Below are 12,230 nucleotides of genomic sequence, written 5' to 3'. Positions count from 1 at the left end.
GCGCCGTGAACCCCCGGCGGGCGCGTCCAGGGCCGCGGCGAGCTCGACGCGGTGGTGTCGCCGCCGGTACGCCAGGGCCGCGGCGAGCTCGACGGCGGTACGCCAGGGCAGCGCGAGGCCGGTGGGCGCCGGTGACTGTCGGGGTGCGGCGCTACAGGGCGATGCGCATCGACGGGCTCTGCACGTCGCTGAAGCCGAGCCGCCGGTAGAGCTCGTAACCCTCGTCGGACGCGTGCAGCTGCACCCGCACGACCCCGCTGTCGCGGAACCAGCCGAGCAGCGCGGTCATGCACGCCCGGGAGTAGCCGCGGCGCCGGTACGCGTCGTCGGTGGACACGTTGAACACGTAGCCGAACAGGCCGGCGGGGTTCGCGGGCGAGCCGAGCCGCACGTCGATCACGCCGACCGCGCACGCCGCCAGCCGTCCCGCCTCGCCGGGCCGGTCCACGACGAACGCCGCCGTGCGGGCGTCCGGCCCCGGCAGGCGCTCCCGCAGCGACCGGACGGCCGCCGCGGACCACTCCCCCGGCTCCGGCGCGACGCCGTCCACGGCCTCGAACATCACGATCCGCAGCCGGACCAGCTCTTCGGCGTCCGTCGCGGTAGCTCTGCGGGCCCGCACGTCGATCACGCCGCGAAGGTATCAGGCGGCCGTGCAGCCCGTCGCCCGCGATGCCGGTGCTCCCGTCCTCGGGGTCCACGGGTGAGCTGCCACACGCTTGGGTGGTCCCGCAGCGGGTAGGCAGCAGGTGGGAGCGACACAGAAGGAGGACTTCAACGATGAATGTCGCGTTTCTGGTTGCCAAGGAAGGCATCGAGCAGGTCGAGCTCACCGAGCCGTGGAAGGCCGTCGAGCACGCCGGTCACACGCCCCGCCTGATCTCGCCCGGACCCGGCCGCGTCCAGGCCTACAACCACCTGGAGAAGGCCGACGCGTTCGACGTCGACGTGACCGCGGCCGACGCCCGCGCCGACGACTACTCCGCCCTCGTCCTACCCGGTGGCGTCGCCAACGGTGATCTGTTGCGCTGGCAGCGCCCCGCCGTCGACCTGGTGCGGGAGTTCGTCTCGACCGGCAGGCCGATCGCGGTGATCTGCCACGGCGGCTGGGTCCTCATCGAGGCCGGCGGCGTCACCGGCCGCCGGGTGACCTCGTGGCCGTCGATGCAGACCGACTTCCGCAACGCCGGCGCCACCTGGGTCGACGAGGAGGTCGTCGTGGACGGCCCGCTCATCAGCAGCCGCAAACCGGATGATCTGCCGGCCTTCTGCAAGGAACTCGTCGAGGCCCTCGCGGACGCCCGCTGACCCTCGACGCAACGGGAAGGACGCCGGGTCGCCACAGCGGCCCGGCGTTTCCACGCCCGCCCGAGCCCGTCCCCCGCCGCACCGGCGGCCACGCCACCGCGACCTCGTCCTCGCCCGGGCCGCCGCCCACCCTGACGATGCGGACCCGGCGTGGGCGCGGCGGCTCCCCGACCCGGGCGTCGACCGACCGCTGCTCAGCCGCCGCGGATCAGCGTTTGAGCGTGACCCTGGTGACCAGGCGGAGCGCGCGGGCGGCGACCGACATCCTCCTCGGGTAGGACACGACCGGCCGGCGGCTGCGAACCGCTTGCATGAGCACGTCCACCGCACGGTCGACGCTGACGAGCATGGGCTTCGCGGAGCCCTTGGCCATCTTCGTGTCGACGAACCCGAACCTGACCACGGTCACCGCGACCCCGTGGGGGCGCAGCGCGGCGGACAGCCCGAGCAGGTAGGAGGTGAGCCCGGCCTTCGACGCGGCGTATCCGGGTGCGTCACCGGAGATGAGGACGTCGGCGAGGCTCGAAAGCCCGATGAAGTGCCCGGAGCCCGCGGCGAGCATGCCGGGGACGACGCTCTGCACCGTCCTGGCCGCGCCGATCAGGTTGACCTCCAGGGTCCTGGTCTGCGCCGCGAGGCCGGCAGGGTCGAACATCTCCCCGACGCCGGCCGCGTAGACGCACAGGTCGACCGGCCCGATCCCGGCGAGCACCTGGGGAAACGCGTCGGCGGTGACGTCCACGACGTGCTGCACGACCCCTTCGTGCGGGCTGCGGGACACCCCGATGACGCTCCACCCCTCGGCGGCGAGCCGCCGCGTGAGAGCCAGACCGATACCGTCACTGTTGCCGACCACCAGGGCACGCCGCACCCGCCGAGCGTAACCATCGCCCGGCCGTCCCGGCACCCCGGCCGACCGCGGCGATCTTGACAGGGCGCGACGGAGGGGCGGGCATCGCCAGCGACTTCTCGTTCGACACCGAGGACCTCGCCCTGGAGCTGACCGGGAACCCGGACCTGTTCCCGGAGAGCTACACCCGCTGGGGCCCGATCGAGCTGATGCCGCCGGAGGGCCTGCTGCGGGTGGAGACGGCCCTGAAGGCGAAGGGCTACCCGGCGGACGCCGTCACCGCGATCCTGGGCGGCGACTTCCGCCGCGTCGCCGCCGAGGTCTGGCCCGGCCGGCTGAAGCCGGCCCGGCCGCCTACAGCGCCCCGAGCGCCGTGTACGTGCCGTCGTGGTACACCAGCGGCGTCGCGGAGCTGTCGGCGTGGTGGTCGGCGTGCACCGGCGACGCCACGACGATGACGTGGTCGCCGGCCTCGACGTGGTTGACGACCTCGCAGATGAGCACCGCCAGGACGCCGTCCAGGATCGGCACGCCGCCGGGGCCCGCGGTCCAGGTGCCACCCTCGGCGGCATGCGTGGCATACCGGTCGGTCCCCCGCGCGGCGAAGGTCCGGGCGACCGGCTCCTGACCGGCGGTGAGCACGTGCACGGCGACCAGCCCGGCGCCGCGGACCGCCGGCCACACCGACGCGGCGGTGCCCACGCAGAACGAGACCAGCGGCGGGTCCAGCGACACGGACGTGAACGACGTGGCGGTGAATCCCGTCGGCGGATCGCCGGGCGCCGTCACCACGACCACGGCCGCCGCGTGACGTCGCAGCACCCGCCGGAACAGCCCGGAGTCGATCGCGGTAGCCGTCACCCGTCCTCCCCGAAACGACGGAACCCAGCCGGTGTCAGGTGAACCTTACCCGGGGGTCCACGATGCGACCACCGCTGTCAGACGGCCTCCCCGAACAGCCGCAGGCGCGCCATCCCGCCGTCCGGGAAGACGTCGAGGCGCACGTGGGTGGCGGGGGTGGCACTGTCGAGGCGGAAGCGGTGCCTCGTGTCGGGCTGCAGGTCGACGCGGGGCAGCAGATCGAACCACGCCGATTCCGAGGAGGGGTCGACGGTACCGCGCAGCGTCGCCGCGCCCGGAGCGTTGCCCTTGAAGTGCGTGGTGTCGAGCTCCGCGAGCCGGATCGTCCCGGTCGCGGCGAGCCGCACGAGGACCCAGTCGTTGCCGTCGTCGCGGCGGCGGGCGGTCTCCCAGCCCTCGCCCATGACACGGGCCCGGTCGGGCAGGATGAGGTTGTTGGCCGAGCCGTAGAAGCGGTTGCTGCAGTCGACGACGAGCCCGCCGAGCTCCAGGGCCGCGAGGTCGACCGTCATGCCGTGCAGCAGTGCCGGGTCCGGTTCGACGACGCCGTGGACGCGCAGCCGGGCGACGCCCCCGTCGGGGAAGATGTTGAGCCGCACGTGGGTGACCCGCCGATGGTCGGTCACCTCGAAGAGGTTGCGCGTGTCCCCCCGCACCGCAGACTTCGGCACGAGGGGGGACCATCCGGTCAGCGCCGAGGGTGCGGGGTGGCCGGGGACCGCACAGCCCTCGACCGAGACGTGCGGCGGGTAGTTGCCGGTGAAATGGGCGGTGTCGACGACGACGCCGTGCACCGCGCCGGGTGCGCCGAGCCGCACGACCGCCCAGTCGTGGCCCGGGGTGCGGCGCCGGCGGGTCTCCCAGCCGTCGTACACCTTCCCTTTGGGGCCGAACGTCCACGTCTCGAACGTGGACGGCTCCGGGTTGACGAGGTTGTCGCGGGCGGCGAAGAACTCGTCGTTGGCGTCGACGACACCCCCGCCGAGCACCCTGGACGCCAGGTCCGGCAGATCCACGAACGCCATCAGTGTTGGTCCTCCCGCCGTAGGAACGTCCCGTGTGGAGTGTCGCCGACCCGCTCCCCGCGCAGCCACGTGCCGTGGACGACCCCGCGCAGCACGGTGCCGGCGTAGGGCGTGACCGGGTGCCGGTGGTGCAGGGCGGTCGCGTCGACGACGAACGGCTCATCGGGCGCGAACGCGACGAGGTCCGCGTCGGCGCCCGGCGCGATGCGCCCCTTCCGGGACAGCCCGACGAGGTCGGCCGGTCCCTGCGCCATCCACCGCACGACGTCGGCGAGGGTGAAGCCGCGGTCCTGCGCCTCGGTCCAGACGGCGCTGAGCCCGAGCTGCAGCGACGCGATCCCGCCCCACGCGGCGGCGAAGTCCCCGCTCTCGCGTCGTTTGAGGTCGGGTGTGCTGGGCGAGTGGTCGGACACGACGATCGAGATCGTGCCGTCGGCGAGCCCTGCCCACAGCCCGTCCTGGTTGACGGCGTCACGGATCGGCGGGCAGCACTTGAACTCGGTGGCGCCGTCGGGGACGGCGAGCCCGTCGAGGGTGAGGTAGTGCGGGCACGTCTCGGCGGTGACCCGGACCCCGTCGGCGGCGGCCCGGCGCAGGATCGGCAGCGCGTCGGCGGCCGACAGGTGCAGGATGTGGACGCGGGTGCCGGCGGCCGCCGCCGCGGCGAGCGCGGTGCCGATCGCGGTGACCTCGGCGACCGGCGGGCGGGACGCGAGGAAGTCGGTGTAGGCGCGGGACGCGTGGGCGTCGTGCAGATACCCGGGGTCCTCGGCGTGCACGACGAACAGCGCGTCGACGGATCCGAACGCGGCGGCGAGCCCGTCACGGTCCAGCGGCGGGAACTCGGGGACGCCGGAGTCGGCGAGAAAGCTCTTGAAGCCGAACACCCCGGCGTCGTGCAGCGCGGGCAGGTCGCCGGCGTTGCCGGGGATCGCGCCGCCCCAGAAGCCGACGTCGACGAAGCACTGGCCGGTCGCCGCGGCCTGCTTCTCCCGGAGCGCGGCGACGGTCGTCGTCGGCGGCAGCGAGTTGAGCGGCATGTCGATGATGGTGGTGACGCCGCCGGCGGCCGCGGCCCGGGTCGCGGTCGCGAAGCCCTCCCATTCGGTGCGGCCCGGCTCGTTGACGTGCACGTGCGTGTCGACCAGGCCCGGCAGCAGGACGAGGTCACCGAGGTCCTGGTCGACGGCGGGGTCGAAGCCGGCGTCGTGGTCGCCGACCGCCGAGATCCGTCCTTCGTGGACGGTAACGGTCGCCGGCCGCGGCCCGTCGGGGAGATACACCTGCCGCGAGCGCAGCGTGAACGTCACAATGCCTCCAGCTCCTCGATGGGCCGCCCCGCGGACGACGCCGAGAGTGCCCCGCAGTGGACACCGCGGAGCAGGAAACGGGCGATGGCGCGGGCGGTGGCGGGCTCGTCGAGGATGCCGCTGTCGCGGCGGGACAGATACGCGTCGAGGCGGCGGCGGGCCTCGGGCAGCCCGTCGAGGTAGAAGGTGAACGTGGCCGCGTAGCGGGTCGGCAGCTGCGCCGGGTGCAGGTCCCAGCCCTGGTTGATGCCGCGTTCGAGGGAGCGCCGGACCAGCCGGGCGTGCAGCTGCCGGGCGGCGTGGACGGCGGCGGCGTCACCGACCGGGAGGATGTTGCTGGAGCCGTCCGCGACGTGGACGCCGGTGCCTGCGGCCGCGACCTGCATGACGGACTTCGCGTGGTCGGCGACGGGGTGGTCGAGGGCCTGGTGCGCGGGGGCGACGCCGAGGGCGGTGCTGTAGTCGTACGTGCCGTAGTGCAGCCCGCAGACCCGCCCCTGCCCGGCGAGGATCATCCGCGGCAGCGGGGACGTGCCGTCGGCGCCGAGGACCGCCTGTGGCGTCTCGACCTGCAGTTCGAGGCGCAGCCGGCCCTCCCGCAGGCCGTGCGCGTGCTCCAGCTGCCGGCACAGCAGCACGGCGGTGTCGACGTTGGCGAGCACCGTCGGCTTCGGCACGGTGATGACGAAGCCGGGCGGCGGCGGGCCGAGCGCGGACAGGAACAGGTCGAGGGTCCGGGCGGCGCGCAGCACCGTCGCCGGTTCGAGGCTCTTGACGCGCAGCCCGCTGAAGGGTGTCGGCGCGGCTCGCAGGGCGGCACCGGCGGCGAGGGCGTCGGCGTCCTCGGCGTCGTCGGGGCGCACCCCGTAGCCGTCCTCGAAGTCGACGCGGAGGTCCTCGACCGGCTCGGCCGCGAGCTTCGCCCGTACCATGTCCACAATGGACGCCGGGAAGTCCGGCAGCCCGTCCGCGATCGACGCGAGCGCGGCGGCACCCCAGTCCGCCGCCGTGGTGGCGGTGAAGCGGTCGGCGGGCACGTAGCAGGTGTGCACCGGGCGGCGGGTCACGGCCCCCGGCGGCGCGGGGACGCCGGCGTGCTCGGCGCTGGCGACGAGCTCTTCGAGGTCGAGGTCGGTGAGTCCCATCAGGTCCCCGTCAGGTGTTCGGGCCGGACCGGGACGCGGTTGAGCGCGAGGCCGGTCGCGGCGCGGATCGCGGCGACGATCGCCGGGGTGGACGAGATGGTGGGTGGCTCGCCGACGCCGCGCAGGCCGTAGGGTGCCTCAGGGTCGCCGAGCTCGAGGACGTCGATGTGCATCGGCGGGACGTCGAGGATGGTCGGGATCAGGTAGTCGGTGAACGACGGGTTGCGGATGAGCCCGTCGACGACCTGGATCTCCTCCATGACGGCGAGGCCGAGGCCCTGCGCGGTGCCGCCGGCGATCTGGCCGCGGACCGACTGCGGGTGCAGCGCCCGCCCGACGTCCTGGGCGGTGGCGATCTCGACGACCCGCACGAGGCCGAGCTCGACGTCGACGTCGACGGTGGCGCGGTGCGCGGCGAACGCGTACTGCACGTGCGCGTCGCCCTGCCCGGTCCGCGGGTCGAGGGCGAAGGTCGGTTTGTGCCGCCACTCGACGGTCTGCTCGATCGGCGCGTCCCCGAGCACGTCCACGAGCTCCGCGACCACCTCGCCGGACGGTGTGACGAGCCGGCCGCCGATCAGCGACAGGTCGTCGCGACCGGCTCTCGCGAGCACCGCGGCACGCACCGCCTCGCACGCCGCCTTGACCGCGCCGCCGGTGACGTACGTCTGCCGCGACGCCGAACTCGAGCCCGCGCTGCCGATGCTCGTGTCCGCCGTGGCCACGGTGACCTGGTCGACGCCGAGCTCGGTGCGCACGATCTGCGCCTGGACGGTGACGAGGCCCTGGCCGACCTCGGCGGCCGCGGTGTGCACGACGGCGGCCGCCTCACCGCCGACGACCTCCAGGCGGACGCGGGCGGTGGAGTAGTCGTCGAACCCTTCGGAGAAGCCGACGTTCTTGATGCCGATGCCGTACCCGACGCCGCGCAGGACACCTTCGCCGTGGGTGGTGTTGGCCACGCCGCCGGGCAGCTCCCGCAGGTCGCCGCCGCGGTCCGGGGGCGGCGCGGCGGCACGGACCCGGGTGAGCAGGTCGGCGACGGGCGCCGGGCCGCGCACGACCTGGCCGGTGGGCATGGTGTCGCCGGGTGCGAGCGCGTTGCGGACCCGCACGTCGACGGGGTCGAGGCCGAGCGCGGCGGCGAGCTTGTCCATCTGGGACTCGTAGGCGAAGCACGCCTGGACGGCGCCGAAGCCGCGCATCGCGCCGCACGGCGGGTTGTTGGTGTAGACCGCGTAGCCGTCCACGGTGACGTTGTCCACGGTGTACGGCCCGACGCCGAGGGTGGTCGCGTTCGCCACGACCGCCATCGACGTGGACGCGTACGCGCCGCCGTCCAGGACGATGCGCGCCTTCACGTACACCAGGCGTCCGTCGGGGTCGGCGCCGTGCTCGTACCACATCCTCGCCGGATGCCGGTGGACGTGACCGTGGAAGGACTCCTCGCGGGAGTAGACCATCTTCACGGGGCGGCCGGTGTGCAGGGCCAGCATGCACGCATGGACCTGCATGCTGACGTCCTCGCGGCCGCCGAACGCGCCGCCGACCCCGGCGAGGCTGAGCCGGACCTTCGACTGCGGCAGGCCGAGGCAGTCGGCGACCTGGCCGAGGTCGCCGTGCAGCCACTGGGTGGCGATGAACAGGTCGACGCCGCCGTCCTCGGCCGGGATCGCGAGGCCGGACTCGGGGCCGAGGAACGCCTGGTCCTGCATGCCGACCTCGTACTCGCCGGTCACCACGACGGCGGCGGTGGCGGTGGGGTCGCCCTTGCGGATCGGCACGTGCCGCAGCAGGTTCCCACGGTCGTGCACCGTCTCCGAGCCCGGCTCCATGGCGAGCACACTGTCGACGACCGGCGGGAGCACCTCGTACCGGACGACGATCGCGGCGCAGGCCCTGCGGGCGGTCTCGGGGTGGTCGGCGGCGACGATCGCGACCGGCTCCCCGGCGTAGCGGACCTGCCCCATGGCGAGCACCGGCTGGTCGCGGTGTTCGAGGCCGTACAGCTTCGCGCCGGGCACGTCGTCGGCGGTGAGCACGGCGTGGACGCCGGTGGTGGCGACGGCGCCGGTGATGTCGATGCCGACGATCCTGGCGCGGGGGTGCGGGCTGCGCAGGGTCGCGCCCCACAGCATCCGGTCGGCCCACAGGTCGGAGGAGAACGCGAACTCGCCGGTGACCTTCAGCGTCCCGTCGGGCCGCTGCGGCGACGTGCCGATGCCGCTGGCGGCCTGCAGCGACGTCGTCATCGGGCCTCCCGGAGCTTGCGGGCGGCGCGGCCGAGGGAGGCCGCCACCGCCGTCTCGTCCACTGTGGACAGCGTGCCGTCCTGGACCACGGCACGCCCGCCGACGAGCAGCAGCCGCAGCGGCGCGGGCGGCCCGAGGACGAGCGCCGCGACCGGGTCGTCGATGCCGGCGTGCCCGAGCCCGTCGAGGCGCCACAGCGCGATGTCCGCGAGCTTGCCCGCCTCCAGGGAGCCGAGCTCGTCGTCGCGGCCGAGGCACCGCGCGCCGCCGATGGTCCCGAGGGCCAGGGACTCGCGGGCGGTGAGCGCCGCCGGCCCGCCGCGCAGCCGGGCGAGGTACAACGCCTGCCGCAGCTCCGCGCCGAGCTGCCCGGCCTCCTGCGAGGCGGCGCCGTCGACGCCGAGCCCGACAGGGACGCGGGCGTCGAGCAGGTCACGGACTGGGGCGATGCCGGCCCCGAGCCGGCCGTTGGAGCTGGGGCAGTGCGCGACGCCGGTGCCGGTCGCGCCGAGCTTCGCGATCGCGTCGGTGTCGAGGTGCACGGCGTGGGCGAGCCACACGTCGCCGCCGAGCCAGCCGAGCGACTCGGCGTAGTCGACGGGCGTGCAACGGTGGACCTCGCGGCAGTACGCCTCCTCCTCGACGGTCTCGGCGAGGTGCGTGTGCAGCCGGACGCCCTCGGCGCGGGCCAGCTCGGCGGCCTCGCGCATGAGCCGCGGCGTGACGGAGAACGGGCTGCAGGGCGCGACCGCGATCCGCACCATCGCGCCGGGCGACGGGTCGTGGAAGCGGTCGATGGCGTCCTTCGTCGCGGCGAGCGCGGCGTCGGTGTCCTCGACGACGGCGTCGGGCGGCAGCCCGCCGTCCTTGACGGACAGGTCCATGGACCCGCGGCACGGGTGGAACCGCAGCCCGACGGACGCTGCGGCGTCGATCTCCGCGGCGAGTACGTCGCCGCCGTCGCGGGGGAACACGTACTGGTGGTCGGTGCTGGTCGTGCAGCCGGACAGCGCCAGCTGGGCGAGGCCGGCGGTGGCGGCGGCGTGCACGACGCCGGCGTCGATGCGGGCCCAGACCGGGTACAGCTCCTTGAGCCAGCCGAAGAGGATGTCCTGCTGCGCGTAGCCGCGGGTCGCCCACTGGTATAGGTGGTGGTGGGTGTTGACGAGGCCCGGGGTGGCGAGGCAGCCGGTGCCGTCGACCCGGGTCGCGCCCGGCGCGCCCTCGTAGCGACCGGGTCCGACGGCGACGATCCGGTTGCCCTCGACCGCGATGTGCCCGTCGGCGTACTCGGTGCCCGCGCCGTCGACGGTGGCCACCGCGCAGTGCTCGATGACGATCACGCGCCGGCCGCCAGTCTCACCGCGGCGACGATGTTCTCGTAGCCGGTGCAGCGGCACAGGTTCCCGGCGAGCGCCTCGCGGATGTCGGGGTCGCTGGGTGCGGGGTTGCGGGCGAGGAGGTCGTGGACGGCGACGACGAGCCCGGGCGTGCAGAATCCACATTGGACCGCGCCGGCGTCGAGGAACGCCCGCTGCACCGGATCGAGCCCTCCGGCGCCCGGGAGGCCTTCGACGGTCCGCACGTCGCGGTGCTCGGCCTGGCCGGCGGCGACGAGGCACGCGCAGACCGGGGTGCCGTCGAGGTAGACGGTGCAGGAGCCGCACTCGCCCTGCTCGCAGGCGTTCTTCGCGCCGGGCAGGCCGAGGCGTTCGCGCAGCACGAACAGCAGGCTCTCCCCCGGCCAGACGTCGTCGGCCTGCCGGGGTTCGCCGTTGACGGTCAGGTTCACGCGCATCGGTGCTCCTCCCAGGCCCAGCGCAGGGTGCGGCCGCCGAGGACCGCGAGGGCGTGCCGCCGGTAAGCGGCGCTGCCGCGCACGTCGTCGATCGGCCGGGCGGCGGCCCCGACGAGCTCGCCGAAGCGCCGGATCAGGGCTTCCGGCAGCGGCGCCGGATCGTCCCAGGGCAGTTCGGCGGACAGGGACTCCGCCTCGGTGGCGCGCAGCGGCGTCGGTCCGGCCGAGCCGATGCCCGTGCCGACGCGGCGCCGGGAGGCGTCGAGGGTCAGGGCGAACGAGCAGACCGCGATGACCATCGCGTTGCGGGTGCCGACCTTCGCGAACTGCTGCGGCCCGGCCGCCGGCGGCACGAGGAACGCGGCGATGAGCTCGTCGGGCGCCAGGACGCTGCGTTTGGGGCCCTGGAAGAACTCCGCGACGGCGACGGTGCGGGCGCCGCGGACCGAGGCGACCTCGACCTCGGCCCCGGCGGCCAGCAGCGGCGGGTGGGCGTCGCCGGCGGGTGAGGCCGAGCCGAGGTTGCCGCCGACCGTGCCGCGGTTGCGGATCTGCGGCGATCCGACGGTCCTGGCCGCCATCGCCAGGCCGGGCAGGCGCTTGCCGAGCTCGTCGATGATCCTGCGGTACGTGACGCCGGCGCCGACCCGCAGCCGGTCGCCGTCTGCGGCCCACTCGGTGAGCGGCGCGACCCGGGTCAGGTCGAGCAGGGCGGGCGGGCGGCGGCGGTCGAAGTTGAGCTCGACCATGACGTCGGTGCCGCCCGCGATCGGCACCGCGCCGGGGTGTTCGGCCTTCGCGGCGAGGGCCTCGTCCCAGGTGGACGGTCTCAGAAACTCCACACGACCTCCTCGGCGACGTCGTCGTCGCGCCGGACGGTGCCTTCGATCAGCCCGTAGGGCCGGTCGGCGGCGAAATACACCTCGTCGGGATTGTCGAGCCCGAACGGGGTCAGGTCGACCAGGAAGTGGTGCCGGTTCGGCAGCGACAGCTTGACCTCGACCGCTTCGGGGCACGCCGCCAGTACCGCGGAACCCATGGCGAACAGGGTCTGCTGCAGCGCCAGGCTGTGCGTGTCCGCGAACGCCGCGATGAGGGCCGCCCGGGCGTCCCCGAAGGACGCGCCGGTGTGCCGCCAGGCGGCGTTGACGCTGGTGGCGAGGATCCGGTCACGGGTCTCCGGCAACGTCGTCCACGCGTCCTTGACGTAGCCGTGGAACTCCGAGCCGGTCGTCTTGAGCAGCACCAGGTCACGGACCCCGGACACGACCTGGGTGCCGCTCGCGTCGAAGTGCACCCGCGCGGTGCGGATCTCGCCGCCGTCGCGGCGGAACGTGTGCCTGCCGTCGACGGGCTGCCACGGATACTGCTCGACGGTGACCCGCGCGCCGTGGATGCTCGGCTGCGACTCGACGAAGTGCCGGGCGAGCCGGGTCGCGAACGACTCGATGTCGTCGATGCCGTGCTCGCGGGCGAACGCGTAGACGGTGTTCTTCTGCGTGTCGGTCGGCAGGACGGCCCCGTTGTCGCCGGTGAGGTGGCTGGCGGCGAGGTCGCCGCGCAGGGCGACGCTGACGTTGAGGTCGGTGAGCCCGTCGCCGCCCGGCCCGCGGGTCACCCGGACGATGCGGGTCTCGGCCTTGCCGTACTGGTTGGGTCCGAGCGAGAAGGTCGGCACGGC

12 protein-coding genes are annotated in these 12,230 nt (G+C 74.2%); 1 reads left to right on the top strand and 11 read right to left on the bottom strand.

What is annotated here, in order from left to right; translation table 11 throughout:
- Positions 1–151: 151 nt before the first annotated feature.
- Entirely contained in the window at positions 152–631 is a 480-nt protein-coding gene (locus tag ABZS58_RS17380) for a GNAT family N-acetyltransferase (RefSeq protein WP_354782459.1), read from the bottom strand.
- Positions 632–780: 149 nt separating this feature from the next.
- On the opposite strand from ABZS58_RS17380, the gene ABZS58_RS17375 reads away from it, so the two are divergent.
- Entirely contained in the window at positions 781–1,308 is a 528-nt protein-coding gene (locus tag ABZS58_RS17375) for a type 1 glutamine amidotransferase domain-containing protein (RefSeq protein WP_354782457.1), read from the top strand.
- Positions 1,309–1,516: 208 nt separating this feature from the next.
- On the opposite strand, the gene ABZS58_RS17370 is transcribed toward ABZS58_RS17375, so the two are convergent.
- The 10 genes from ABZS58_RS17370 to pucL form a co-directional block, all read right to left on the bottom strand.
- Positions 1,517–2,179, bottom strand: coding sequence for an SDR family NAD(P)-dependent oxidoreductase (locus tag ABZS58_RS17370; protein WP_354782455.1), 663 nt, complete (start codon positions 2,177–2,179; stop codon positions 1,517–1,519).
- A gap of 333 nt (positions 2,180–2,512) precedes the next feature.
- Positions 2,513–3,019 (bottom strand): flavin reductase family protein, encoded by a 507-nt coding sequence (locus ABZS58_RS17365; RefSeq protein ID WP_354782453.1) that lies wholly within the window; start codon positions 3,017–3,019, stop codon positions 2,513–2,515.
- 77 nt (positions 3,020–3,096) lie between these two features.
- Positions 3,097–4,044, bottom strand: coding sequence for an allantoicase (gene alc / locus ABZS58_RS17360; protein WP_354782451.1), 948 nt, complete (start codon positions 4,042–4,044; stop codon positions 3,097–3,099).
- Positions 4,044–5,354, bottom strand: a complete 1,311-nt coding sequence (gene allB, locus ABZS58_RS17355; RefSeq protein ID WP_354782449.1) for an allantoinase AllB — start codon at positions 5,352–5,354, stop codon at positions 4,044–4,046. The genes alc and allB overlap by 1 nt, the downstream gene beginning before the upstream one ends.
- Complete coding sequence (locus ABZS58_RS17350) at positions 5,351–6,499, bottom strand: hypothetical protein (RefSeq protein WP_354782447.1); 1,149 nt, start codon at positions 6,497–6,499, stop codon at positions 5,351–5,353. Before ABZS58_RS17350 ends, allB begins: the two co-directional genes overlap by 4 nt.
- The gene (gene pucD, locus ABZS58_RS17345; RefSeq protein ID WP_354782445.1) at positions 6,499–8,751 is read right to left on the bottom strand and encodes a xanthine dehydrogenase subunit D; all 2,253 of its coding nucleotides are present in this window, start codon (positions 8,749–8,751) and stop codon (positions 6,499–6,501) included. The genes ABZS58_RS17350 and pucD overlap by 1 nt, the downstream gene beginning before the upstream one ends.
- Complete coding sequence (locus ABZS58_RS17340) at positions 8,748–10,094, bottom strand: 8-oxoguanine deaminase (RefSeq protein ID WP_354782443.1); 1,347 nt, start codon at positions 10,092–10,094, stop codon at positions 8,748–8,750. Before ABZS58_RS17340 ends, pucD begins: the two co-directional genes overlap by 4 nt.
- Positions 10,091–10,549 carry a (2Fe-2S)-binding protein gene (locus ABZS58_RS17335; RefSeq protein WP_354782441.1) on the bottom strand — a complete coding sequence of 153 codons (459 nt, stop codon included), beginning with the start codon at positions 10,547–10,549 and terminating at the stop codon, positions 10,091–10,093. Before ABZS58_RS17335 ends, ABZS58_RS17340 begins: the two co-directional genes overlap by 4 nt.
- Positions 10,540–11,391, bottom strand: coding sequence for an FAD binding domain-containing protein (locus ABZS58_RS17330; RefSeq protein ID WP_354782439.1), 852 nt, complete (start codon positions 11,389–11,391; stop codon positions 10,540–10,542). Before ABZS58_RS17330 ends, ABZS58_RS17335 begins: the two co-directional genes overlap by 10 nt.
- Positions 11,379–12,227: a factor-independent urate hydroxylase gene (gene pucL, locus ABZS58_RS17325; protein ID WP_354782437.1), complete on the bottom strand. Its 849-nt coding sequence runs from the start codon at positions 12,225–12,227 to the stop codon at positions 11,379–11,381. Before pucL ends, ABZS58_RS17330 begins: the two co-directional genes overlap by 13 nt.
- Positions 12,228–12,230: the final 3 nt, after the last annotated feature.

This window comes from Dactylosporangium sp. NPDC005555 (genome assembly GCF_040605635.1).
Taxonomy (GTDB): Bacteria; Actinomycetota; Actinomycetes; order Mycobacteriales; family Micromonosporaceae; genus Dactylosporangium.
The sequence above is the reverse complement of the archived record's forward strand: the minus strand, read 5'-3'. Positions and strand labels throughout refer to the sequence as shown.

Coding starts and splice junctions, on each gene's coding strand:
- ABZS58_RS17375 (WP_354782457.1), top strand. CDS start 781: ATGAATGTCGCGTTTCTGGTTGCCAAGGAAGGCATCGAGCAGGTCGAG.
- ABZS58_RS17335 (WP_354782441.1), bottom strand. CDS start 10,549: ATGCGCGTGAACCTGACCGTCAACGGCGAACCCCGGCAGGCCGACGAC.
- alc (WP_354782451.1), bottom strand. CDS start 4,044: ATGGCGTTCGTGGATCTGCCGGACCTGGCGTCCAGGGTGCTCGGCGGG.
- pucD (WP_354782445.1), bottom strand. CDS start 8,751: ATGACGACGTCGCTGCAGGCCGCCAGCGGCATCGGCACGTCGCCGCAG.
- ABZS58_RS17350 (WP_354782447.1), bottom strand. CDS start 6,499: ATGGGACTCACCGACCTCGACCTCGAAGAGCTCGTCGCCAGCGCCGAG.